This is a genomic window from Synechococcus sp. CBW1006, assembly GCF_015840525.1.
Taxonomy (GTDB): Bacteria; Cyanobacteriota; Cyanobacteriia; order PCC-6307; family Cyanobiaceae; genus CBW1002.
The window spans coordinates 1,897,169-1,920,698 of the sequence record NZ_CP060396.1 but is presented as its reverse complement, the minus strand read 5'-3'; the positions used below and the strand labels follow the sequence as shown (position 1 = coordinate 1,920,698).

The window sequence follows — 23,530 nt, the reverse complement described above, 5'->3', positions numbered from 1 at the left end:
GGGAAACGGGCCTGCCCACCCCTTGCAACGCCAGCCGCTGGGCCAGCCACCTGAGGTGCGCGGCCCACCCCGGCTACGCCGGGGTGGGAGTGCCGGGGGATTTACACCAAGCCTTGGGACGCCAGCCTCTGCGAAAATAGGGCAACTGCCCCAGGTTTGATGCGAGGTCAGCAGGAGCGCAGCGGCTCCTTGTTCTCCTACGTCTCGATCGAGGAGCGGATCCCGACCAGCCATCCACTCAGGCGGATTCGCAAGCTGGCGGATCAGGCCCTCGATCGACTCAATCCCACCTTCTGCAGGTTGTATGCCTCAGAAGGGAGACCATCGGTGCCGCCAGAGCAGCTGCTGCTGGCCTCGTTGTTGCAGGCGTTCTACGGCATCCGCTCCGAGAGGCTGCTGCTGGAGCAGGTCCACTACAACCTGCTGTTCCGCTGGTTTGTGGGCTTGAGCCCTGACGATGCGATCTGGCATCCGACCACATTCACCAAGAATCGTGATCGGCTCCTCACTGACGACGTCATGGGGCTGTTCCTGGAGAAGCTGATGGGAGCACCCGAGGTCAAACCGCTGCTCAGTGACGAGCACTTTTCGGTGGACGGCACGTTGCTCCAGGCCTGGGCGTCACACGCTTCCTTGGAGCGGATCGATGGCCAGGAGGATCCTCCGCCTCCGCCCACAGGTCCTGGCGAAGGATTCGGTGCTCCCAAAGAGGGAAAGAAGCGCGCCAAAGGGGACTTTCGCGGCATCAAGCTCAGCAACGAGACCCACCGCTCCAGCACCGATCCTGAGGCACGGCTGGCCCGGAAATCGAATGCCCATCCAGCGCAGCTGAGCTATCGGGGCCATGTCCTCATGGACAACCGCCACGACCTGATCGTCGATTGCCGCGTCACCCAGGCCACGGGCACCGGTGAGCGGGATGCCGCCAAAGAGATGGCAGCAGACCTCACCGGTGCCCACCAGAAGACCGTCGGCGCCGACAAGAACTACGACACCAAAGGGTTTGTCGCTGAGATGCGGCGGATCGGTGTCACGCCCCACGTGGCCCAGAACACGGCCCGCAGCGGTGGCTCAGCCATTGATGGCCGCACCACCCGTCACGTGGGCTACTCCAAATCGATCAACGCCCGCCGGGGGATCGAAAAGGTGTTTGGTTGGATCAAGGCGTTCGGAGGGCTGCGCCAGTTCAAACTGCGCGGTACCGAGAAGGTCGGCGCCGTGTTTGGCCTGCATGTGATCGCCTACAACCTGATCCGCCTGGGCAACCTGCTCAAGCCCGCGATGGAGGCGGCATGAACAGCCCGTTGTCCAGAGGTGTGCCCAATAGGCCTCAACCAATGCCTTGCAGAGAGGCCAACGATGCCGAAATCGGGCTGTTTGCGGCTCTGATAGCCGCCGATCCGTCTTTTTGAGCCGGAAATCCACTGATGCCTGTGGAAAACTGGCTCGTGGGTTGGTTTTTCAGCAAACTCTTAGGGATGAGAGGGGTGACATCGTTCCTGAAACCGGGGGCCACTGCCTGCACGGAAAGCTGAGTGCATGGCCAGGAAATACACAAAAGTCCAGGCACTGGAACGCCAGCGTGAAGCGGCACAGATGATGGCGATCGGCATGACCCGCCGAGAGATCGTTCAGCATGCTGCGGAGAAATGGGGAGGGGTCGCGCCAGGCAGACGACTACATCGCCCGTGCCCATGATGGTCTTCACCAGGACTGGGACTACGAACGCCCGCAGATACTGGCAAAACGGCTCTCCCAGCTCGCCACGCTACAGCAGGAAGCCAGGAAGGCAGGGCAGCTGCAAATTGCACTTGGATGCATCAACACTGCCGCGAGACTGGCGAATTATGTTCCCGAGTTTAATTCAACGACATGCCGCATCTTCATGGATACATTGTTATTGCTTTCTCTGTCAGCCATTGCAGGCTGTGCTGAACCGCTCTACTGCATCAACCAAGCCGTCAGATCCGTAGCGATAAGTCATCCTCAGGCGGGGGCAAGATCGCCACCTTGGCAGCAGCTCTTTAGACCTTGGCTTTGTCTTACAATAAACTGGAGATTCCACAAAAGAGGCGACGTTGACCAAGTCAGACAGGCTGCTTGATCTAGCCAAGAATCAGAAGAGAAGCTGAGATTCGGACCGACGCATCTACCATAAGCCACTGGTCAATAGCGAAAAGGGCTAGTCCAACCACCGGATAAGATCGTGGCTGGGCACGATCTATCCTTGATCGCTGGGTCGTTGAGGGAGCCGTCCTCGGATCGGTGGATTGGTGTTATCTGTCTTGACAGCTTCCGGGCAAGGCATCCATCGAATCTCTCTCAACATTGAGTCTCCCGCACGGGTTGAGCTGGTCATCTTCAGAGCCTAAGAAGACCGCTGATGGCGAGGTAGATGCTGAACCCGAAGCAGAGAGCAGCATTGATCTGCCGCTGATGGCGTTCGCTCCAGCGACTGAGGGCCAGAAGACTACGCCGGCCTGATGAGCCCGCCAGCGCCAGGGCTAACGGCGGGCCCAGGGACGGGAGCAGCGTGATCAGACTGACCAGCGCCGCCATCAAGGCCCGCGTCATGGCTGAAACTCCAGATCGGGCCAAATCTTGAATCGCAGATAAGAACAACACCAAGCTGGTGAGATTGGCGGCCATGAGACCCATACCAAGCAGCAAAGAAGCGCGCAGAGGATGAGCAACGGGCGAGGATATGGCAGCCTTCTGATGTTCGGGCCGCTGCAGCATCTCAATGCCGAGAACCACCAGCACGATCGCCAGCACCAGGTGCAGGCAAGCTGAAACTGGGTCGGGGCCAAGGGTCCTGGCTGGAAGAGCTGCTCCTGTGGCCAGGCCCAGCACCGCCCAGACGGCCACAACCAGGGCCGAGCCCAGGGCAAAGCACCATCCCCGACGCAGGCCGGACCCTGGGCCAGTGAGGGTCAGCACCTGACCCACCAACAGCAGTGGGCTCACGGCTGCCCCCAAGGCCAGGGGCAGCACTTCAAGCGCGAGAGAGGTTGGCGAAGGAACCATGCGCAGAGGCTTTCCTCCATACTCTCAGGCTCTTGGATACACCCCCAAGCGGAGACTTCATGCCCTGGCGTCTGCTGGCCACGACCCTTCTCATCCTGGGTTTGCTGATTCAGCCGCTTGAGGCGAATGCCGTGCAGGCCCCTCCATCCTGCCAGGCGGGCATGGAATGGATCCCCGGCGGCACGTTCCGCATGGGGTCGGATGATCACTACCCCGATGAGCTCTCAGCCGATGCGGTGACGGTGGAGGGTTTCTGCATCGACCGCCATGAAGTCACCAATGCCGAGTTCGATGCATTCGTGAAGGCCACGGGCTATGTCACCGTCGCGGAACGGCCGATCCCCAAGGATCAGTACCCCGATCTGGCTGACGATCAACGTGCTCCCGGTGCCCTGGTCTTCGAAAGCCCAGCTCCTGGAAGTGAAGTCGCCTACCTGAGCTGGTGGCACTGGACTCCTGGGGCAAACTGGCGGCATCCGCAGGGCCCCGAAAGCGATCTGGAAGGCCTCGCCAACCATCCCGTCGTACAGGTCGCCTTCAGGGATGCCGAGGCCTATGCCGCCTGGGCCGGCAAGGAGCTTCCCACCGAAGCCCAGTGGGAATTCGCCGCCAGGGGCGGCCTCACCGATCAGATCTTCAGCTGGGGAAAAACCTATTCAGCGAAGAAGGCCAACACCTGGCAAGGGGAGTTCCCCATCCACAACAAGGAGAAGGATGGCTACTTCGGCACGGCCCCGGTGGGGAGCTTTCCGCCCAACGGCTACGGGCTCCAGGACATGACCGGCAACGTCTGGGAGTGGACGCAGGACTGGTATCGACCCGGCCACCAGGGCATGGCCGATCATGTGAATCCAGCTGTGACAGAGCAGGAACTGAGTTTCGATCCCCGCGAGCCAGGTATCGCCAAGCACGTGATCAAGGGTGGTTCCTTCCTCTGTGCGAAGAACTATTGCAGCCGTTACCGCCCGGCGGCCCGGGAGGCTCTCGAACCGGATACGAGCACGTCCCACATCGGCTTTCGACTGGTCACCAGCCCTACTGAGGGGTAGTCGTTGCGACTCAGCTGGGCACGCCTGCTCAATTCGGGCAAAAAAGTCAGCTTCTCGGCCTCGTCCCCGACCATTGCATGGAAATACTTGATTACCCATAAGCCTCCGCAAGCCTGAGATCCCGCTCCGTGCAAGGCATGCAGCAGCAGACTGCATTGGCGATGCGCTCGGTCATCTCAGCTATGGCAAAGCGCCGATTGAAGCGGAAGCAGAAGCCGCCCAGGTAGCGCTTGGCGTACTTGTCAAAGTTGAAGGCATGGAAGGTGCCGTTGAAGCTGGTCTTAAGGTTGCCCAGCAGGGTGTTGATCCAGCGGAACTGCGGCAGGTCGTTGGGGTGCTTGCCGGTGGTGACATTCGCCTTGTGGTGGCAGTTGGCCGTTGTCACGGCGCGGAAGCAGGCCAGGCCATCGGAGAGTACATCGCTACCGGGAGTCAGACTATTCAAGGACCAGTTAGCGATCGCCTCTGAACTGAAGCTATTCACCGGCGCGATCTTTGCGTGGATCGGATGGCCGGACTCGTTCAACGAGACGGCTGCCACGATCGGAATCTTGTTTTCTGATCCGCGACCCACCTTGCCGCCAGTGCGTTCTCCGCCGAGGTAGGCATCATCTATCTGAATCTTTCCCCGCAGCAGATACTCCTCCTCCCGTTCGCTCATCGCCCGCAGGATCTTGTTGTGAAGCAGCCAGGCGGTGTCGTAGTTGACGCCCAGGTGACGACTCAATTCCAGCGAGGAGATCCCGTTCTTGGCCTGGCCGATCAGATAAAAGGCCAGGAACCAGTTTGTCAGAGGGAGCTTGGTGGCCTGCAGGATCGTGCCGGCCGTGAGTGTTGTCTGATGGCCGCAGTTGCGGCATTGGTAGCGCTTGAGTCGTCGGCCGTAAACCAGGCCATGCTCATGCCCATTGCAGCGAGGGCACCGGAACCCATCCGGCCAGCGAGCCTTCTCCAGAGCAGCCTCACATTGCTCCTCTGTGCCGTAGAGCCGCTGGAACTCAGGCAGAGACAGGCCCTTCTGGAACTGGATGCCGTTGCGCGCCATGGCCAGAACAGTATCTGCGTACCACTCTAGTCGGGACAAATGGCCTGCACGGAGCGAGCTGGGTAATCAAGATTGCCGATCGCCCAGGAAACCGCCGAGAAACTGGGAATGGGCTCCATGATTCTCGATGCCAGTGGCTTCGGGACCAGCACGACCGATCAGTCGGAACGGTTGGCAGAGTCGATCGAGACAGCGGATGGATTCGCCCAGGTGTTCCCTGAGCATAAGTTTCAGATTGTCGATGTCCTCCAGCAGCACGGCCACATCGTCGGCATGACAGGCGATGGCGTCAACGATGCACCCGCGCTCAAAAAAGCCGACTGCGGCTCGCCGTTTCGAATGCAACAGACGCGGCGCGTGGCGCGGCCTCGATCGTGCTGATGAAGCCGGGACTGTCCGTGATGATCAAGGCCATCAAGGCAAGTCGCAATATCTTTCAGAGGATGATCAGCTACGCGATCTACCGCATCGCCGAAACGCTGCGTGTTCTGCTATTCATGACCGTCTCGATCCTGGTTTTCAACTTTTATCCCGTGACCGCAGTCATGATCGTGATGCTGGCCCTACTGAATGACGGCGCCATCTTGTCGATTGCCTACGACAACGTTCATGTCAGCAGCGATCCAGAACGATGGCATATGCGCACGGTCATGGGGATCGCGGCAGCCTTGGGCGCCATTGGGGTCGTTTCAGCGTTTGGCTTGTCTATCTCGCGGAGCGCGTCTTTCATCTTGACCGTGCCCATAGTCAGACCCTGATGTATCTGAAGCTCTCCGTGGCTGGACATCTGACCATCTTCCTCACACGCACGCGCTGGCCTTTCTGGTCCATACGACCGGCACGGGTTCTGCTGTTGGCCGTTTGCGGCACGCAACTGGTGGCAACGCTGATCGCGGTGTATGGATGGCTGATGACCCCGCTGGGGTGGGGTTGGGCCCTGGTGGTCTGGGGCTATGCCCTGGCTTGGTTCTTGGTTAACGATCGCCTGAAGTTGATGGCTGATTCGATCCTCAGCCCACAACTTCATGCCAATTGACCAGGAGGCAACGACGACGCCAATCCGAGCCGGCCATGCCGAGCTTGGAGCGGCCCTGGCCAGGATCGCCATAGCGTTTGTGCGGAGCTCGCCCCCTTGCCTCGCCTGCCCCTTGCGCCCCCAGTGCCCGTGATCCAGTTCCTCCACACCGCCGACTGGCAGCTCGGCAAGCCCTACGCCCGGGTCAGCGATCCCGACAAGCGGGCCCGCCTGCGCCAGGAGCGTCTGAGCGCCATCGGACGGCTGGGGCAGGTGGCGCAGGAGCAGGGGGCCGCCTTCATCGCAGTGGCGGGTGATCTGTTCGATTCCCATCAGCCCACCCGCTCCAACGTGTCGGCCGCCTGCAGCGCCATCGGGGCCCTGGAGCTGCCGGTGCTGGTGATTCCGGGCAACCACGACCACGGCGGCGCCGGCAGCCTCTGGCAGGAGTTCTATTTCAAGGAGGAGCGTCAACAACTGGCCCCCAACCTGCATGTACTGCTGGAGCGCCAGCCGTTGGAGCTGGCCAGCCTCGGCCTCGGCGCCGGGGTGGTGCTGCCCTGCCCATTGCTGCGCAAGGCCGAACCCGTCGATCCCACCGCCTGGTTGCGCCACCTGGACTTCAACGCCTGGGCAGACCAGCCCCGCATCGTGCTGGCCCATGGATCGATCCAGGGATTTGGCGCTGAAGACAGCAGCGACACCGACGACGAGAATCCGCCGGTGCCCACCAACCGCATCGATCTGGCCCGCCTACCGGCCGGGGAGATCGACTACATCGCCCTCGGCGACTGGCATGGCCTCAAGCAGGTGAGCCCGCGGGCCTGGTACGCCGGCTGTCACGAGATGGACCGCTTCCCCCGCAGCGCCGCGTACCGCTCCGGTCAGGTGCTGATGGTGAGCGTCTCGCGAGGTGGGCAGCCAGAAACCTTTCCGGTGCCCACCGGTGGCATCCGCTGGCATCAGATCGCCCACCGGTTCAACAGCGACGCCGACCTGGAGCGCCTGGAGCAACTGCTGCGGGATGCCATCGGCTCCCGCAGCAACGAAGACCTGCTGCTGCTGGAGCTTGAGGGCAGCCTCAGCCTGGCCGCTGCCGGCCGCCTGCAGGATCTGCTGCAGCGCCTCGAGGCCCGCCTGCTGCGCCTCAAGCGGCGCGACCACACCCGTGTCGCCCCGGATGCGGCCGAACTGCGTCAGCTCACCCGGCGCTCCGGCGATCCGTTGGTGGCCCGGGTGGCCCAGCGACTGCAGCAGCTGATCGAGAGCGGCCCGGAGGACACCGCGGAACTGGCCCGCATGGGCCTGCGCGAACTGCACCGCGCCTGCGAGAGCCACTGAAGCCCATCAAGCAACGAGGACACACCAACCCATGCGCCTGCTTTCGGCCCGCGTCCGCGATTACCGCCTGCACCGTGACCTGACGGTGGACTTTGATCCCCGCTTCACGGTGATCGCTGGACCGAACCAGTCGGGCAAGAGCACCCTCGCCGAAGCCCTGCACCGCGCCCTGTTTCTGCCGGTCAAGACCGGTGGTGCCGTGCTCGATGGCATGAAGACCGATCCCTTCTTGGCCGATCCCGAGGTGGTGCTGGCCTTCGCCGCCGGCGGCGACACCTGGACGCTGCGCAAACGCTTCGCGGGCAGCCGCGGCAGCATCGCCTTGCAGGACTCCGGCGGCCGCAGCCTCCAGGGCGATGCCGCCGAGGAACGGCTGGCTGAACTGATCGGCACCGCCGCCGTGGCCCGCAACCGTGCTGCCGCAGACCAGCTCAAAGAGCGGTGGGGCCATCTCTGGGTCTGGCAGGGGTCCGCCAGCGACAACCCCCTGGCGCTCAGCTCCAGCGCCTATGACCACGACCGGCTGGTGGAGCGTCTGCAGGCCGGTGCCGACCTGGGGGTGCAATCGCCCCTGGATCTGGCGGTGCTCGACGACATTCAGACCCGCTGGGCCACGGTCTTCACCCCAGGCAGCGCGACGCGTGCTCCCCAGCTGCGCCGGGGATCGGAGTTGCAGCGGGCCCGCGAGGCGATGCAGCAGGCCGAGGTTGAGCTGGCCGCCATCGGCGACACGTTGCAGCAGCAGGCGCAGGCCCAGCAGGCCTATGCAGCGGCGACTGAGCTTCAGGACCGCCTGGCCATCGAACTGCCGCAGCGCCGCAAGGAACGCCAGGCCCTCGAGGAACGCCTGGGGCGCAGCCGTGAGCTCCAGACCCTGATCGACCAGGAGGGCCCTCTGCTGGAAGGGCTGCGCAAGCAGCTGGACGAGCAGCGGCGCGACCAGCAGGAACTCCAGCAGCAGGGCCAACGGGTGGCCGCGCTGGAAGCCGCGCTGGCGCCAAAAGCCGCAGAGCACGGAGCCCTGTGCAGCAAACTCCCGGCGGCTGAGCAACAGCGGCAGGCGGCACGTACCCAGCTCGATACCCTGCGGCAGGCCAGCGCAACCGGCACGACCGCCGCTGAACAGATCGAGCAACGGCTCAGCCGTGTCCGCCTGCAGCTTCAGAAACAGGAACTGGCGCAGCAGCTCTCCAGGGTCGAGCAACTGCAGGCAGACCTGACAGGCCTGGAGAAGGATCTGCAGCGCCTGCCCGCGATCGATGCCAAGGCGGTGGAGGCCCTGCGCCGATTAGGGGAAACTGTCCAGACCAGCCGCGCCAGGGCGGAGGCCATGGCAACGGGCCTCGAGGTGATCCGAGCCGGCCAGTCCATCCGGGTGGATGGCGAGGACCTGACTGCCGGCACCACCCGGTTGCTGGCCGAACCGACCGTGCTGAGGGTGGGCAACGACGTGGAGTTGCGGCTGGTGCCCGGTGGTGGCACCACCGCCGCTGCGGCGCAGCAGAAGCTGCAGGACGCGGATGCGGCCCTCGGTAAGGCCCTGAGGCTCTGGCAGGTGAGCAGTGTGGAGGAAGCTGCCACCGCCGAGCGTCGGCGCAGTGACCTGCTGGCGGAACGGGAACGGCTGGCCGCTCAGCGTGGTGCCGAGGATCCGGCGAGCATTCGCCAACGCCTCACGGCCCTGGAGGCACAGCTCGCAGCACAGCCCGCCGATCCGATCGACGACACGGCGTCCGATCAGGACTCGACAGCCCGGCTCGCTTCCCTGGAGCTGGACCTGCAGAACGCCCGTGCCGTCCGAACCCAGGCTCTCGCCGCGGAGCAACAGCAGCAGCGCAGCCTGGAAGCCAGCGAAGCGGCGCTGGAGGCCCTCAAGGCCTCGATCGAGACCACCAGCCAGGCACTCCGCGATGGGGAGTCGCAGCTGCTGGAGGCCCGGACCCGCATCAATGCCGTGCTGCAGCGTTGCCGTTCCGCCGCCAACCTGGAGACGGTGATCACCGAGCTGGTCACGCGCCTGCAGCAGAGCGAAGCCAGGCTCGCCGCGCTGGTAGCCGAGCGGGCCGCCCTCGAGCCGGACCACCTGGATCTGCAGGCCAGGAGCCTCGATCGGGCCATCGCCACGCTGCAGCAGCAGGAGCGTGAGGCCCATGAAGCCCGCATCCGTGCCGAGAGCCGACTGCATGGCGATGGACGCATCGATCTGCAGGCTGAACTGGAGCAGAAACAGGCCGAACTGGAATCGCGGCGGGTGGAGCGGGAGCGCCTCGAACAGGAGGCCGGCACGCTCAACCTGCTGCGCCAGCTGCTGGAGGAGGAACAGAACGCCATGGCAAGCCAGTACGCCGCTCCGTTGACGAAGCGCATCGCCACCTACCTGGCCCATGTGTTCCCGGATGCGCCCCGCACGGCGCTCTCCTACGACGCCCGCCATGGCTTCCAGCAACTGCAATGGCGCCGCGGCGGTGAAGCCGCCTTTCCATTCGAGGTGCTCAGCACCGGCGCTCGGGAGCAGTTCGCCGCCGCCCTGCGGGTGGCGATGGCCGAAGTGCTGGCCGGGGCCTACGACGGCAGCCTGCCGCTGCTGTTCGACGATGCCTTCGCCCATTCCGACCGGGAGCGGCAGGCCGGGGTGGTGCGGATGCTGACCGAGGCCAGCGCCCAGGGTCTGCAGGTGGTGCTGCTCACCTGTGACCTGGAACGCAGCACGCTGATCGAAACCGCCACCCAGGTCAGGCTCGGGTCCGGCTGAGGCCGCCGAGGCCCCGCCTGAGCCGGAAACGCTGCAGCGCTGCAGCGAGATCCTCCAGGCGCACCGGCTTGGTGAGGAAGTCATTCATCCCGGCACCCTGGCATTCCTGGCGCTGCGTCTCGAACGCATAGGCCGTCAGGGCGATCACGTACAACCCCTGGAAACCGCGCCGGCGCAACTCACGCGTGGCTGAAACCCCATCCAATCGGGGCATCTGGATATCCATGAACACCAGATCAATCCCACCGGCCTCGATCCGCTCCACGGCGGCCTGACCGTCGGCAACAAAGTCAGCCTTGAGGCCCAACTTGGCCAACATCAACTCAATCATCCGCTGATTGACGCGACCATCTTCCGCCACCAGGATTCCGACACCTTGAAGGCCTTTCACCTGTGTTTCTGACAGCACCTCGGATTGCTTTTCCGAGGGCACCTCGGCCAGGGTTTCTGACAGCAGCTCGACTTGCGGTTTCGATGTCGCCGGCTTGTTTGCTTTCAGATCCACCGGATCAGCTGATTCAGGTTCCTTCACTGTGGAAAGCGCTGACCGCGCCGGGGCCAAGGCGAGGCTGAAGGGAATCGTGGCCGTGAAGCAACTCCCTTCACCGAGCCTGGAGACCACGGCAAGATCACCACCCATGAGCCTGCAGAGGCGGCGGGTGATGGCCAGACCAAGGCCGGAGCTGCGGCCATCCTGATCCCTCAGGGACTGACGGGTGAACTCTTCAAACAGGATGGCCTGAAAGTCGTCGGAGATGCCAAGGCCCGTATCCGTGACCTTGAAGCCAAGGTCAACACCATCCTCACCACGCGGCGAAGACTCGACAACGAGACTGACGCCACCGGCATCCGTATATTTACAAGCATTGCCGAGAAGATTGAAGAGGATCTGACGCAACTTGACCTCATCCCCAAGCAGCCATCTCGGCGCCTCTGGAGCCAGCGAAACCTCGAGCGTCAACGCCTTGGCATCAGCCGCCTGACGAAATAAAGTCTCACAATCCTTGATCAACAGGTGGAGATCGAATCGCCTTAACGCCAGCTTCAAGCGCCCGGCTTCAATGCAGGAAAGGTCGAGAATGTTGTTGATCAGGCCAAGCAGATGCTCACCGCTCCGCTGGATCGACTGGGTCAGCTCGCGCTGCTGCTCATCCTGATCGGTGTGCATCAGCAGCTCCGTCATGCCGATCACCACATTCATCGGCGTCCGAATCTCATGGCTCATGCTGGCCAGAAATCGGGTTTTCGCCTCATTGGCCGCCATCGCTTCATCCCTCGACGCCTTGAGCTCACGGGTGCGCAGCTCCACCTGCATCTCCAGATCATCCCTGGCTGCGATCAAGCGCTCCCGGGCTTGAACAATGGTGCTCTGATCCCGGAAGGTGAAGATCAAGGAACTCTGGCCCGGCAGGATCACCGTGGCCCAGGACACCTCGATGACACGGCGTGGCGGCGCTGTGGTCATCTCCCAGGTCACTGTTCCGTTGCTGTCCAACGTCCAGAACGGCAACAACGGCAACGGTTCAGCATCACCGAGTTGATAGCGGGCCGGCAACAGCTGGATCAGCGGGACGCCCAGGCACTGAAGCCGGAGCCGGTCGACGAAGCGCTCGAACGGAGCATTGGTCCATTCGACAACGCCCTGTGAGTCAGTGAAGACCAGACCCTCTTGCACCACACCGAGGGCCGCTTCCATCCGCCCCAGGGTGGAACGCAGCGTCGAGATCAGTCTCTGGGGATCCTCCAAAACGCTCAAGCGGGGGGACGCCGATCCCCGGAACGCGCTGATCGCCGGTCGATGATCGCGTTGATCACGCCTACCCGTTCGATCTCTCCGATCACCTTAGCCGTGGTGTGCGGGGAGGCCCCAGGCAGACAAAGCCATCCCTAACCGAAGGGATGGCGCGCGCAGATGTTGTCGAGCGGCTTCACCAGAGGGTGGGACCGCGACCGCTACCCACCTGGCAGCCCATCTGGGACCCCAGCAGTGCACCCAGGGGGACGGCCCAGGTACGGCCGTCGTCGCGCGAGGCTGCATAGCCGACGCCGCCGCCCACCAGGCCGCCCACCAGACGGCCCACATTGCAACGTTGATCCAGCTGGGCCTGCTCCACCACCGGATCAGGGCCATACACCTGGGCGGTCTCACCCCACCGCTGGCTGGGCTGGGGAACGGGAGGGAGCGGGGCGGGGCGGCCATAGCCCCAGTCCCAGGGAGCCGCGGTGGCCGCCAGTGGGCTGAACAGTGCCGTGGCCACAGCCGCCAGGCCAAGCCAGCGGAGAGACCGGGCACGGCGGAGCGCGGAGGCATTGCCGGTGGTGGAAGGAGCAGCGATGGATGCGCCGGTGATGGATGCGCTGGTGATGAATGTCGTCATGGTGAACATGTGAGGAGGACCTGGAGAAAGGCCGGCTCTGCCAGGCCTCCCTCCAGCACGCCCCTACGGAAGCAAGCCCGGATTGCAGGGCTGTGACCGCAACCCCAGGGGTTCTGACCAGATGCAACTGCCCTGCGCGGCTGCCCTGCGCGGCTGCCCTGCGCCGCTGTGCCTCACCGCAGGCCGATGAATGCATCGGCGTCAGCGATTTGCCAGCGTGGAAGCACGCCCGCGCGCCGGGCCGTTCCCGCCACTCCCCAGCGCCGCCATGACCAACCGCACCGCGGTCCCATCACCCCTGGCCGTGCCCGTGGCCTCGATGCGCGAACCGGTGGAGCGGGGTGACACCCGGCCCGCAACCTGGCGGCTGCAGCAGCTGGAACGGCTGGAACGGCTCCTCGCCACCCACGAAGAGGAGGTGCTGGACGCGCTGGCGGCCGATCTGGGCAAACCCGCCGTGGAGGGGTTCTTCGAACTGGTGGCCGTGCGGCAGGAACTGAAGCTGTGCAAGCGCCAGCTGCGGCGCTGGATGGCCCCCCATCGCGTAGCGACGCCCGTTTCGATCAAACCCGGGCGCGCCTGGTGGCAGGCCGAACCGCTGGGCTGTGTGTTGATCATCGGTCCCTGGAACTATCCATTCCAGCTCTGCCTGCATCCGCTGGTGAGCGCCCTGGCCGCCGGCAACAGTGGGGTGCTCAAGCCCTCCGAGCACGCTCCCCATACGGCGGCCCTGATCGCGACCCTGATCGAGCACACCTTTGATCCCACCGTGGTGCAGGTGGTACTCGGTGATGGCGCGGTGGCTGCGCGCCTGCTGCAGGAACGCTTTGATCACATCTTCTTCACCGGCGGCGAACGGGTGGGGCGGCTGGTGATGGGCGCCGCAGCCCAGCACCTCACGCCGGTGACCCTGGAGCTCGGCGGCAAGAGTCCGGCAATCGTGCTGGCCAACGCCGACCTGGCGATCACGGCCCGGCGGCTGGCCTGGGGCAAGGGACTCAACGCCGGCCAGACCTGCATCGCCCCTGACTACCTGCTGGTGCAGGCCCCCGTGCGAGAGGCCCTGCTGCAGGGCATCAGTGCGGCGATCACCCAGCTCTATGGCAGCGATCCACTGGCCAGCCCCGACCTCGGCCGGATCATCAATGCCACCCAGTTCGAGCGGCTGGAGGCGTTGCTGCAGGGTGCCCGCAGCCGCGGCCAGGTGCTGGTGGGGGGCCGCAGCGATGCTGGCAATCGCCGGATCGAGCCCACCCTGGTGGCCGTGAACGGACCGGACGATCCGCTGATGCAGGACGAGATCTTCGGCCCGATCCTGCCCGTGCTTTCGGTGGAGGATCTGGAGGAGGCTCTCACCCTGGTACGCCGACGTTCTCGCCCCCTTGCCCTCTACCTGTTCAGCAATGACTCCGCCAGCCAGGAGAAGATTCTGGCCTGCAGCAGCTCCGGCGGGGTGTGCTTCAACGATGTGGTGTTGCAGGCGGGCATCCCCGATCTCCCCTTTGGCGGCGTAGGGGCGAGCGGCATGGGCAGCTATCACGGCGAAAGCGGCTTCCTGACCTTTTCCCATCGCCGCAGCGTGCTGCGGCGTCCGTTCTGGCTGGATCTGCCCGCTCGCTACGCCCCCTACGGCGACAAGCTGGCCCGGCTACGCCGGCTGATGGGATAGGGCCTGATCGGCGCTGTGCAGGCAGACGCAGGCTGAGCCGCCAATCTCACGATCAGCAGACGTGATCAATCCTGGGACTGGGCGGAACCGGGTGGGACCCTTAAGGTGCCGCCAGTTTCTGGTGCAGCCATGCGGCGCCCCCTCGCTGCCCTGGTTCTCGCGCTGGCCCTGCCGATGCCGTCGCTCGCGGCTGAGGTGGTGGTCAAACCGGGCGAAACCCTGTCCGAAATCGCCAGCCGTCACGGCATCAGCCTCACGCGGCTGATGCAGATCAACGGTATCCGCAATGCCGATCAGGTGGAAGCTGGCCGGCGGCTGACCGTACCCAGCGCTCCATCGACAGGGCGGAGCACCGCCAGTGGCGGCAGCGTGACCGTGAAACCAGGAGAGAGCCTCTCGGAAATCGCAGATCGCCATGGCGTGAGCCTGAGCAGGTTGATGCAGATCAACGGCATCCGCAATGCCGACCATGTGGAAGCAGGTCGCCGGTTGGCCTTGTCGTCAACCACCAGCCGCAGCGGCTCCAGCAGCGCAGCGCCGCCTCCGGCTGGAAGCAGCATCAGCGTGCAGCCGGGTGAGACCCTCTCCGAAATCGCCGATCGCCACGGCACCTCCGTGAGCCGATTGCTGCAACTCAATCGCCTGGCCGATCCCGATCGGGTCGAGGCCGGCACCAGGCTGGTGTTGCCCGCCAAACCCGTCACCAAGGCCACCGCAAAACCCGCCGCTCCAGCTCGCACCTATGATCGCAAGGCCAGCGAACACGTGGTGCGCAGCGGCGAAAGCCTGTCGCAGATCGCCGATGGCTATGGCATCAGTCTGACCAACCTGGTGGCCATCAACCGGATCACCGATCCCAACCACGTGGAAGCAGGCAGCCGCCTGCGCCTCAAGGGCACGGCCGCTCCCGCTCCCAAACCGGCTGCGCCCCGACCAGCCGCCGCCCCCAGACCACCGGCCTCCCAGGCCAGCACCAGCCCACAGACGACCAGCGCCTCCACGGCCACCGCAAAACCGGTCTCGGCGTCACAACCTGTCGCTGCAGCACAACAGGCTCCTGCTGCACAGCCAGCACCCGCAGCCCAGGTCGCCACTGCCACTCCAGCAGTGAAACCAGTCCCGGCGAAGCCTGCCGCCGCCCAACCCATCCAGGCCAAGGCCACAACGGCAACCGCCGCCGCAAAGCCATCCCAACCGGACTGGCGCACCTACGGGCCGTTGCAGGTGGACTGGGCCAACTGGCAACCGATGGGCGGCAGTTTCGTGACCCCCAGCCTCAATGGCGAGGGACAGCCGCTCTACCTGGCCATCAACTGTTCGGCACGCCGGCTCAACGCCACCGGCCAGTCGGGGCAGTGGAAGAGCTGGGACCCACCCCAGAGCGAGTTCGAACAGCAGCTGATCACCGACCTTTGCAAGACCCGCACCAGCTGATCTGACCTGAACCGCCGATCCGCGTCAGCCGGCCCAGGGGAGGGGCCAGGGCTCCCGCAGGAAATGTTCGCCGCTGACCCGCAGCCACAGGCGCTGCGATCCGTCGTCACTTTCGTGGATCAGCTCCTCCTGCACCAGCCGCCGCACCAGCCAGGCCCACCGGTCCTCCGGCTCCCCATGGGCCTCGGCCAGGTCTTCCACCAGGCTGCGCAGATCCCGGCCCCGCCGTTCCTGCAGAGCCCCGAGCAGACGCACCGCCGGCTCCGACCAATCCTGCCGGGAGGGCTTCTCCAGGCAATTGTCACAGCGGCCGCAGGGATGGCTGATCTCTCCCACCGCCATCAGCAACGCCTGCTCGCGACAACCCTCCCCCTCCGCCACCGCCTCCATGCGGCGTAACTGCCGCTGGGCCAGCTCCGCCCGCTGATCCTCAGGCTCGCGGCCCGACCCTGACACCCCACCCCGGTCCTGCTGGGTGGAGGCCCGGATGGCCCAGCCGAGGCTGGTGCGATCGATCGGATCAAACAGCACCAGACAGCGGGCTGGCAGACCGTCGCGGCCGGCCCGGCCCGATTCCTGCAGGTAGCCCTCCGGACTGGCGGGCAGATCGAGATGGAGCACAAGGCCCACATCGGGCCGATCCACCCCCATGCCGAACGCCATCGTGGCCACCAGCACCGGCTGGGGGGAGCGCTGGAAATGCTCCAGCGCCAGCTGGCGACTCTCCGGATCCATGCCGGCGTGATACGCGATCGCTTCCACTCCCGCCAGCGTCAGCCGCTCGGCCCACTGCTCCACGGAGCGGCGGGTGCGGGCATAGATCAGCACCGCGCCACGGGCCTGCTGCACCGCCTCCAGCAGCAGCGGCAACGGATCGGCCGGGCGACGCTGCATGGCGTAGGCCAGGTTGTTGCGCCGGGCGGAACGCACCTGAATCAAGGGGCGCTGCAGCCGCAGCAGCCGGATGATGTCGGCCCGCACCTGGGGCGCCGCCGTGGCACTGAGGGCCACCAGGGGAACGCCGGGACAGAGCTGCCGCAACTGGCCCAGCCGGCGGTAATCGGGCCGGAAATCGTGGCCCCAGGCACTGATGCAGTGGGCCTCGTCCACCGCCAGGGCCACCACCCGGCCCGTGCCCATCACCTCATCGAGCAGCTGACGGCTGGCCTCCCCCTGCAGCCGTTCGGGGGCGAGATAGAGCAGCCGGAGCCTGTTGTCCCGCAAGCGCTGCAGCAGTGCCCGCCGCTCCGGCAGGGAGACTCCACCGTGCAGGCTGGCCGCCGCAATGCCGCGGCGCTGCAACTGGTCGACCTGGTCCTGCATCAGGGCCACCAGGGGGGAAATGACCAGCACCAGGCCACCTCGGACCAGGGCCGGCAGCTGAAAACAGAGCGACTTGCCGCCCCCGGTCGGCAACACCGCCAGGCAATCGCGTCCGGCCAGCAGGGCCTCCACCACAGGCCGTTGCCCGGGCCTGAAGCTGGACCAGCCGAAATGACGCGCCAGGGTGGCGGTGAGGGGGTCCGGGGCCGTTTCAGCAGTTGCGGCGGCGGTTGCAGCGATCGAACCTGCGGCGCCTGCGGCCGTCTCCGCCCGGATGGTGTCCATCGCCACCGCTCAGCCGTGACACAGGCTACCGCCGCCCTCCGGCAGGGGCCTGAACCAGGGCCTGAGCGAGGTGCCTGAGCGACCGTTGCAAAGCCCATCGATTCCTGATCGATTCCCTGCAGAACCCAGGGTCCCGCCGCTACCACGGTTCAAGGGACGCGAACGGTGACACCAGCATGGCCGAACCGCTCCTGCTCACCCTCGATCAGGGAACCACCAGCTCCCGGGCCACGCTCCACACCGCCAGCGGCCAGAGGCTGCTCAGCTGCAGCGCCCCCCTGACCTGTCGCTACCCCGCCGATGGCTGGGTGGAGCAGGACGGGGAGGAGATCTGGATCAGCCAGCTCACGGCCCTGCAGCAAATGGAGCAGGCCCTCACCCCGGAACAGCGGCGGGCGGTCGTGGCGGCCGGCATCGCCAATCAGCGCGAAACCACCCTCCTGTGGGAGCGCCAGAGCGGCGCCTTGCTGGGGCCGGCGATCGTGTGGCAGGACGGGCGCACCGCCGGGATCTGCAGCCACTGGAGGCAGGAGGGGCTGGAGACACTGCTGAGGCAGCGCACCGGGCTGCTGGTGGACCCCTACTTCAGTGCCAGCAAGATCGTCTGGCTGCTGCAGCACCAGGCCGCCGCCGCCTCGGCCGCCGCCAACGGCAACCTCTGCTTCGGCACGGTGGACAGCTGGCTGCTCTGGCGCCTCAGCGGCGGCCACTGTCATGCCACCGACCGCAGCAACGCCAGCCGCACCCTGCTGATGGACCTGGAACGGGGCTGCTGGGATCCAGAGCTGTGCGCAGTGCTGGGAATTCCGCCAGAGGCCCTGCCGGAGCTGCACCACAGCGGCGACGCCTTCACCACGATCGCGGCCGGGTTGCCCTTCGCGGGGGTTCCGGTCCAGGCGGTGCTGGGAGACCAGCAGGCGGCAACCCTGGGCCAGGGCTGCCTGCAGCCCGGCGCCGCCAAGTGCACCTACGGCACCGGCGCCTTCCTGGTGAGCAACACCGGCCCTGAGATCCGCCGCTCCAGCCAGGGCCTGCTCAGCACCTGGGGCTGGAGCATGCCCGGGAGCAGTCCCACCTACTGCCTCGAGGGCAGCCTGCTCAACGCCGGCACCGTGATCCAGTGGCTGCGGGATGGCCTCGGCCTGATTCAGCAGACCGAGGAGGTGAATGCCCTGGCGGCCTCCGTGCCGGACAGTGGCGGCCTCATGCTGGTGCCCGCCTTCACAGGCTGGGGCACACCCCACTGGGATCCCTACGCCCGCGGCCTGATGATCGGCCTGGCTCGCGACACCAGCCGCGGCCATGTGGCCCGGGCGGCACTGGAGGGCATTGCCCTGGCGGTCGCCACCCTGGTGGAACTGGCCGGCGACGCCCTGAACGCCCCCCTGCAGCACCTGGTGACCGATGGCGGTGCCGCGGCCTCCGATCCGCTGCTGCAGGCCCAGGCCGACAGCACCGGCCTGAAGGTGTATCGCCGCTCAGACCTGGAGAGCACCAGCCGCGGTGTGGCCTTGCTCGCGGGGGTGATGGCCGGGGTGGTGCCTGGACTGGAGGCCTGGAATCAGGTGCCCGGCGAGCCCCCCCCACGGTGCTTCCAGCCGCAGCTGACGCCGGAGCAGCGCCACCATTGGCGGCAGCGCTGGCGCGAGGCGGTGCGCCGCAGCCTGGGCTGGGCAGATCAAGACCATGAACACGATCAGAGCTGAGCGAAGCAAGCCACCGAACGGCTCTGGCCAGCGCAGCCCCCTCACCACGGCCACGCAGCCGCGCTGTCTCCCGACATCCCGTCCTTCCCCATCCCCATGCCGAGCGACCGTCCGCCCATCGATCCAGACGCGAGTTCGCTGACCGGTCCCTACGACCTGCTCGTGATCGGGGCCGGCGCCACCGGAGCCACCCTCGCCCTGGAGGCCGTGCGCCGCGGCCTGTCCGTGGCCCTCGTGGATGCCCGCGACATCGCCAGCGGCACCAGCAGCCGCAGCACCAAGTTGCTGCACGGCGGTGTGCGCTACCTGGAGCTGGCCTTCCGCACCCTGGATCGGCGTCAGCTGCGGCTGGTGCGCGAAGCCCTGGCGGAACGGGGCCACTGGCTCAAGGCCGTGCCCTTCCTGGCCCATCGGCTGGAGCTGCTGCTGCCCACCCGTCAACCACTGGCACAGGCCTATTACGCCATCGGTCTGGGGCTTTACGACCTCCTGGCAGGCCGGGAATCGATCGGTGGCAGCCGCTGCGCCCAGGCGAAGGAGGTGCAGCGGCTGCTGCCGGATCTGGCACCTGACCACAGCGGCGTGCTCTACAGCGACGGGCAGTTCGACGATGCGCGGCTGAATCTGCTGATCGCCCGAACCGCCGCACGCCACGGGGCCCTGGTGCGACCCCACACGCCGGTGGTGGAGCTGCTGCAGAAGAACGGCCGACTCTGCGGCGCGGTGCTGGAGGCAACCGACGGCCAGCGCAGCCAGGTGGAGGCTCGGGTGGTGGTCAATGCCGCCGGCATCGGCGCCGACGCCGTGCGGCGCCTGGCGGCGCCGGATCTGCCATCACGGCTGCAGGTGAGCCGCGGCATGCACCTGGTCCTGGAGCAGGCCCTGTGTCCCGCCGGCACCGGCCTGCTGGTGCCTTCCACCGACGACGGCCGGGTGCTGTTCATGCTGCCGTTCTTCGGGCGCACGCTGGTGGGCACCACCGACACCGCCTGCCCCGCCGCCGCTGCCGAGCAGCCCAGCCCAGAAGGAGAGGCCTATCTGCTCGACTATGTGCGCCGCTGGTTCCCATCGGTTCAGAGCCCGCAGGTGAGCAGCCGCTGGGCCGGCGGACGGCCGCTGCTGCTGCCGGATGAGGCCGCCACCAGCACCGCCGGCGTGGTGCGGGAGCACAGCGTCGAGCGCCTGCCCTGCGGACTGGTCAGCGTGCTGGGGGGGAAGTGGACCACCTGCCGCACGATGGCGCTGGAGGCGCTCGCCGCCGTGACCGCCGAACTGGGTCAGACCCTGCCGGCCCCCAAGGCCGCGCCGATCGTCGGCAGCGCCGCCGATGCCGCCCAGACCACAACCGGGCTCGCCGCCCTGCGGCTGAGGCTCACGGAGACCCTTGAGGAGCAGCTCGGCCCAGCCGGGGCCGCCGGCTTGAGCGCCCATCTGCTGGCCAGCCACGGGCTGGAGGCGGAGGCCGTACTGGCCTGCGCCTCCCATGCCGCGGAACGGGAACCGCTCAGCAGCGTGATTCCGCTCACAGCCGCGGAGGTGCGCCACATGGCCCGCCACGAATGGGTGCGCGACCCTGAGGACGTGCTGGCGCGGCGCTGCCGCCTCGCCTTCGTGGACACCGCCGAAGCGGAACGGCTGAAGGAGCCGGTGCGACAGCTGCTGGACGAGGAGGGTGTGCACGCAGGGTCATAGGGCTGGGGACCAGCCGCCTGCCTCACTCCCCCACCAGCCACCAGAAGAAGCCATAGGCAGGCAGATACACGAACCAGGCGTCGCTGGCCGCCGGGAATTCGCAGCCCCAGAGGGTGTCGCGCATGCGGCTGCCCTGCCAGCGCCCCAGTTCCAGCTGGGTGGACGCACCGGCAGACGACACGTTCGCCGCCACCACCACGGTCATCGACGGCTGGGGGGCGTCCCCGTCCTGGCACTCGGGGCAATGGCGGGCATAACAAAGAACGCCGGGATGGCCGCTCTCAAGCCACACCACGTCGCCATGGCGCAGGGCCGGCAGCAGCCGCCGGCTGGTGAGCATGCGGTGATGCCAGTTGAGCAGGGAGCCGGAGAGCTGTTGCTGCACCTCCACGTTCACCATGCGGTAGTCGAAGCCCGGCGCCGTGATCGGCGGCAGCACCAGCAACGGGTCGGGAGCCGTCGAAAAGCCACCGTTGGGGGCACTGGTCCAGGCCATCGGCGTGCGGTTGGCGTCGCGGTCCCGCAACCCCGGCCAGTCGCCCATGCCCAGTTCGTCGCCGTAGTAGAGGCAGGGCAGGCCGGGCAGGCTGTAGAGCAGGCCATGCAGCAGGGTGTTGGGCCGGGGATCGCCATTCAGCAGGGGGGCGAGCCGACGGTTGATGCCCCAGTTGAGCCAGTGGTCGCGCCCTTCCGGGAAGCCGTTGAGGATCGCCTCGATCACGCTCTGCTCCACGAGATGACCATCACCGAGCCAGAGCTCGTCGTGATTGCGCAGCGGCAACGCCCAGCGGCAGCCGGGCACCATCTCCTGGGCATGGCTGAGGCAGTGGAGTAAGTCGTCGCAGCGGCCATGGGCCACGGCGGCAAACAGATGGGCCGTGAGGGCGAAATCGAAGGCGGCATGGAGTTCGTCATCCGCCAGGTAGGGCGCCGATTCGCGCACCGGCTGGATCGCCTCCGCCAGCAGCAGCACATCCCGGCCGCAGGCGTCCACCCGGGAGCGCAGGCGCCGCAGGAAGGCATGGGTTTCGGGCAGGCCCTCACAGCGGCTGTGCTCGGCTTCGAACAGAAAGGGAACCGCATCGAGGCGGAAGCCATCCACCCCCTGTTCCAGCCAGAAGTCGACCACCTGCAGCATGGCCTCCTCCACGGCGGGGTTGGCGTAGTTGAGATCGGGCTGGTGACGCAGGAAGCGATGCAGGTAGTACTGGCCCGCCATCGGGTCCCATTCCCAGTTCGACGACTCGAAATGGCGGAACAGCACCGGGGCGTCGGCGTAGCCGCGATCGTCGTCGCGCCACACGAAGAACTCCCGCTCGGGGGTGCCGGGGGCCGCCCAGCGGGCCCGCTGAAACCAGGGGTGCAGCACGCTGGTGTGATTGAGCACCAGATCGAGGATCAGGCGAATACCGCAGGCATGGGCCCGATCCAGCAGCAGCCGGAAGTCGTCCAGGTTGCCCAGGTCCGGATGGATGGCCGTGAAATCGGTGATGTCGTAGCCCCCATCCCGCAAGGGAGACGGATAGGGGGGTGTCAGCCAGATGGCATCAATACCGAGCCACTCGAGGTACGGCAACTTGTCGATGATGCCGGCCAGATCACCGATGCCATCGCCGTTCGCGTCGGCGAAGCTGCGCGGCATCAGCTGATAGATCACGCAGCCTTCCCACCAGTGGGGCACGCGGCCCAGCGGCCTGGGCGGAACCTTGCGACTGCGGCGGGAGGAGGGGGGCGACATCGTGGGGCAGGAACGGGAACGATCAGGCCACCGCGGCCCTCATCAGTCCGGCAGACGCAGGCCGGAGCGGCCATCGAAGCGATGGACCCGCCGGGGCTCCCAGCCCAGGCGCAGCTCAGCCTCCACCGGCTGATCCCCGTTGCACACCCAGCGCAACGGTCCGTAGGACGTGGACAACAGCAGCTGCTGGCTGGCGCCATGCCATTCGCGGCTGAGCAGACGGGCCGCAATCCCCCCCTCCGCAACGGGATGAAGATGCTCCGGGCGCACCCCCAGCAGAGATCCATCGGGCTGGGGAAGCAGATTGATCTCCGGCCGCCCGATGAAGCGGGCCACAAAGGCGTTGGCGGGCTGCTCGTAGAGCTGCTGAGGGGTGCCGCACTGCTGCAGGCGGCCGTCCCGCAGCACGGCGATCCGATCGGCGATGCCCATGGCCTCCTGCTGGTCATGGGTCACGTACACCACCGGGGCACTGCCGCCACAGAGGATCGTGCGCAGCTGGGGCCGCAGTTCCTCGCGCAGCTGGGCATCGAGATTGCTCATCGGCTCGTCCAGCAGGAAGACCTGCGGCCTGCGCAGCAGAGCCCGGGCCAAGGCGACCCGCTGCCGCTGCCCGCCCGACAGATCGGCCGGCCGCCGGCCACGCAGCTCGTCGAGCTGCAGCAGCGCCAACACCCGATCCAGCTCGCGCTCGATCGTGGCCCGGGCCACCCCGCGCATCTCCATCCCGAGAGACAGATTCCGCGCCACGCTCAGATGCGGATAGAGGGCATAGCTCTGGAACACCATGCCCACCTGACGCCGCACCGGCGGCAGGGTCGTGATGTCGCGGCCCGCCAGCAGGATCCGCCCCGCATCGGGCCAGTCCAGGCCGGCGATCAATCGCAGAATGCTGCTCTTGCCGCAACCACTGGGGCCCAGCAGCGCCAGGCAATCGCCGCCTGCGACGGTGAGATCGAGATGATCGACGATCGTGCGCGTCCCGATCCGCCGCAGCAGCTGCTCAAGCCGCAGGCTGCCAGCCATGGCCGGACTGGCTGTCGCTGCAGTCACCGTGACTGACGCAGGCGTGGCCG

18 protein-coding genes are annotated in these 23,530 nt (G+C 66.4%); 11 read left to right on the top strand and 7 right to left on the bottom strand.

Translation table 11 applies throughout. The features are described from left to right. Nucleotides 1-159 precede the first annotated feature (159 nt). Nucleotides 160-1,296, top strand: a complete 1,137-nt coding sequence (locus H8F26_RS09185) for an IS5 family transposase (RefSeq protein ID WP_197153730.1) — start codon at nucleotides 160-162, stop codon at nucleotides 1,294-1,296. Nucleotides 1,297-2,361: 1,065 nt separating this feature from the next. Here H8F26_RS09185 and H8F26_RS09180 read toward each other — a convergent pair. Next, nucleotides 2,362-3,027, bottom strand: coding sequence for a GAP family protein (locus H8F26_RS09180; RefSeq protein ID WP_197158852.1), 666 nt, complete (start codon nucleotides 3,025-3,027; stop codon nucleotides 2,362-2,364). A gap of 59 nt (nucleotides 3,028-3,086) precedes the next feature. Here H8F26_RS09180 and H8F26_RS09175 point away from each other — a divergent pair, with 59 nt between their 5' ends. Continuing rightward, on the top strand, nucleotides 3,087-4,076 hold the full coding sequence (locus tag H8F26_RS09175) for a formylglycine-generating enzyme family protein (RefSeq protein ID WP_197158851.1): 990 nt from the start codon (nucleotides 3,087-3,089) through the stop codon (nucleotides 4,074-4,076). Between the two features lie 91 nt (nucleotides 4,077-4,167). Here H8F26_RS09175 and H8F26_RS09170 read toward each other — a convergent pair whose 3' ends face one another. After that, nucleotides 4,168-5,121 (bottom strand): IS1595 family transposase, encoded by a 954-nt coding sequence (locus H8F26_RS09170; RefSeq protein WP_197158850.1) that lies wholly within the window; start codon nucleotides 5,119-5,121, stop codon nucleotides 4,168-4,170. 72 nt (nucleotides 5,122-5,193) lie between these two features. Between H8F26_RS09170 and H8F26_RS19390 the strand changes: the two genes are divergently transcribed. The 5 genes from H8F26_RS19390 (at nucleotide 5,194) to H8F26_RS09155 (ending at nucleotide 10,229) form a co-directional block, all read left to right on the top strand. Next, nucleotides 5,194-5,502 carry an HAD-IC family P-type ATPase gene (locus tag H8F26_RS19390; RefSeq protein ID WP_231605576.1) on the top strand — a complete coding sequence of 103 codons (309 nt, stop codon included), beginning with the start codon at nucleotides 5,194-5,196 and terminating at the stop codon, nucleotides 5,500-5,502. Between the two features lie 20 nt (nucleotides 5,503-5,522). After that, on the top strand, nucleotides 5,523-5,879 hold the full coding sequence (locus H8F26_RS19385; protein WP_231605574.1) for a hypothetical protein: 357 nt from the start codon (nucleotides 5,523-5,525) through the stop codon (nucleotides 5,877-5,879). Then, nucleotides 5,879-6,157, top strand: coding sequence for a hypothetical protein (locus tag H8F26_RS19380; RefSeq protein ID WP_231605572.1), 279 nt, complete (start codon nucleotides 5,879-5,881; stop codon nucleotides 6,155-6,157). The genes H8F26_RS19385 and H8F26_RS19380 overlap by 1 nt, the downstream gene beginning before the upstream one ends. 96 nt (nucleotides 6,158-6,253) lie before the next feature. Then, nucleotides 6,254-7,477, top strand: a complete 1,224-nt coding sequence (locus H8F26_RS09160) for a DNA repair exonuclease (protein WP_231605571.1) — start codon at nucleotides 6,254-6,256, stop codon at nucleotides 7,475-7,477. Nucleotides 7,478-7,508: 31 nt separating this feature from the next. Continuing rightward, nucleotides 7,509-10,229, top strand: a complete 2,721-nt coding sequence (locus H8F26_RS09155) for an AAA family ATPase (RefSeq protein ID WP_197158848.1) — start codon at nucleotides 7,509-7,511, stop codon at nucleotides 10,227-10,229. On the opposite strand, the gene H8F26_RS09150 is transcribed toward H8F26_RS09155, so the two are convergent. Together H8F26_RS09150 and H8F26_RS09145 are read right to left on the bottom strand one after the other, a co-directional pair. Further along, the gene (locus tag H8F26_RS09150; RefSeq protein WP_197158847.1) at nucleotides 10,210-11,538 is read right to left on the bottom strand and encodes a response regulator; all 1,329 of its coding nucleotides are present in this window, start codon (nucleotides 11,536-11,538) and stop codon (nucleotides 10,210-10,212) included. The two genes, H8F26_RS09155 and H8F26_RS09150, sit on opposite strands and share 20 nt — an antisense overlap. A gap of 619 nt (nucleotides 11,539-12,157) precedes the next feature. Continuing rightward, on the bottom strand, nucleotides 12,158-12,607 hold the full coding sequence (locus H8F26_RS09145; protein ID WP_197158846.1) for a glycine zipper 2TM domain-containing protein: 450 nt from the start codon (nucleotides 12,605-12,607) through the stop codon (nucleotides 12,158-12,160). A 268-nt stretch (nucleotides 12,608-12,875) separates the two neighbouring features. Between H8F26_RS09145 and H8F26_RS09140 the strand changes: the two genes are divergently transcribed. Both H8F26_RS09140 and H8F26_RS09135 read left to right on the top strand, forming a co-directional pair. Further along, nucleotides 12,876-14,276 carry an aldehyde dehydrogenase family protein gene (locus H8F26_RS09140; protein ID WP_370594700.1) on the top strand — a complete coding sequence of 467 codons (1,401 nt, stop codon included), beginning with the start codon at nucleotides 12,876-12,878 and terminating at the stop codon, nucleotides 14,274-14,276. 129 nt (nucleotides 14,277-14,405) lie between these two features. Then, complete coding sequence (locus H8F26_RS09135) at nucleotides 14,406-15,710, top strand: LysM peptidoglycan-binding domain-containing protein (protein ID WP_197158845.1); 1,305 nt, start codon at nucleotides 14,406-14,408, stop codon at nucleotides 15,708-15,710. 24 nt (nucleotides 15,711-15,734) lie between these two features. Here H8F26_RS09135 and H8F26_RS09130 read toward each other — a convergent pair whose 3' ends face one another. Continuing rightward, nucleotides 15,735-17,318, bottom strand: coding sequence for an ATP-dependent DNA helicase RecQ (locus H8F26_RS09130; RefSeq protein ID WP_197158844.1), 1,584 nt, complete (start codon nucleotides 17,316-17,318; stop codon nucleotides 15,735-15,737). 176 nt (nucleotides 17,319-17,494) lie between these two features. Here H8F26_RS09130 and glpK point away from each other — a divergent pair, with 176 nt between their 5' ends. Both glpK and H8F26_RS09120 read left to right on the top strand, forming a co-directional pair. Continuing rightward, entirely contained in the window at nucleotides 17,495-19,024 is a 1,530-nt protein-coding gene (gene glpK, locus H8F26_RS09125; RefSeq protein WP_197158843.1) for a glycerol kinase GlpK, read from the top strand. 96 nt (nucleotides 19,025-19,120) lie between these two features. Next, nucleotides 19,121-20,716, top strand: a complete 1,596-nt coding sequence (locus H8F26_RS09120; RefSeq protein ID WP_197158842.1) for a glycerol-3-phosphate dehydrogenase/oxidase — start codon at nucleotides 19,121-19,123, stop codon at nucleotides 20,714-20,716. 22 nt (nucleotides 20,717-20,738) lie between these two features. On the opposite strand, the gene H8F26_RS09115 is transcribed toward H8F26_RS09120, so the two are convergent. Continuing rightward, nucleotides 20,739-22,358 carry an alpha-amylase family protein gene (locus H8F26_RS09115; protein ID WP_231605608.1) on the bottom strand — a complete coding sequence of 540 codons (1,620 nt, stop codon included), beginning with the start codon at nucleotides 22,356-22,358 and terminating at the stop codon, nucleotides 20,739-20,741. Between the two features lie 138 nt (nucleotides 22,359-22,496). After that, the gene (locus H8F26_RS09110; protein ID WP_197158840.1) at nucleotides 22,497-23,480 is read right to left on the bottom strand and encodes an ABC transporter ATP-binding protein; all 984 of its coding nucleotides are present in this window, start codon (nucleotides 23,478-23,480) and stop codon (nucleotides 22,497-22,499) included. Between the last annotated feature and the right edge of the window lie 50 nt (nucleotides 23,481-23,530).

Bases quoted from the DNA above. Each gene is read 5' to 3' on its own strand.
- H8F26_RS09115 (WP_231605608.1), bottom strand. From the start codon at position 22,358: ATGCCGCGCAGCTTCGCCGACGCGAACGGCGATGGCATCGGTGATCTG.
- H8F26_RS19380 (WP_231605572.1), top strand. From the start codon at position 5,879: ATGTATCTGAAGCTCTCCGTGGCTGGACATCTGACCATCTTCCTCACA.
- H8F26_RS19385 (WP_231605574.1), top strand. From the start codon at position 5,523: ATGATCAAGGCCATCAAGGCAAGTCGCAATATCTTTCAGAGGATGATC.
- H8F26_RS09120 (WP_197158842.1), top strand. From the start codon at position 19,121: ATGCCGAGCGACCGTCCGCCCATCGATCCAGACGCGAGTTCGCTGACC.
- H8F26_RS09140 (WP_370594700.1), top strand. From the start codon at position 12,876: ATGACCAACCGCACCGCGGTCCCATCACCCCTGGCCGTGCCCGTGGCC.
- H8F26_RS09110 (WP_197158840.1), bottom strand. From the start codon at position 23,480: ATGGCTGGCAGCCTGCGGCTTGAGCAGCTGCTGCGGCGGATCGGGACG.
- H8F26_RS09180 (WP_197158852.1), bottom strand. From the start codon at position 3,027: ATGGTTCCTTCGCCAACCTCTCTCGCGCTTGAAGTGCTGCCCCTGGCC.
- glpK (WP_197158843.1), top strand. From the start codon at position 17,495: ATGGCCGAACCGCTCCTGCTCACCCTCGATCAGGGAACCACCAGCTCC.
- H8F26_RS09145 (WP_197158846.1), bottom strand. From the start codon at position 12,607: ATGACGACATTCATCACCAGCGCATCCATCACCGGCGCATCCATCGCT.
- H8F26_RS09155 (WP_197158848.1), top strand. From the start codon at position 7,509: ATGCGCCTGCTTTCGGCCCGCGTCCGCGATTACCGCCTGCACCGTGAC.
- H8F26_RS09175 (WP_197158851.1), top strand. From the start codon at position 3,087: ATGCCCTGGCGTCTGCTGGCCACGACCCTTCTCATCCTGGGTTTGCTG.
- H8F26_RS09135 (WP_197158845.1), top strand. From the start codon at position 14,406: ATGCGGCGCCCCCTCGCTGCCCTGGTTCTCGCGCTGGCCCTGCCGATG.
- H8F26_RS09185 (WP_197153730.1), top strand. From the start codon at position 160: ATGCGAGGTCAGCAGGAGCGCAGCGGCTCCTTGTTCTCCTACGTCTCG.
- H8F26_RS09170 (WP_197158850.1), bottom strand. From the start codon at position 5,121: ATGGCGCGCAACGGCATCCAGTTCCAGAAGGGCCTGTCTCTGCCTGAG.
- H8F26_RS09130 (WP_197158844.1), bottom strand. From the start codon at position 17,318: ATGGACACCATCCGGGCGGAGACGGCCGCAGGCGCCGCAGGTTCGATC.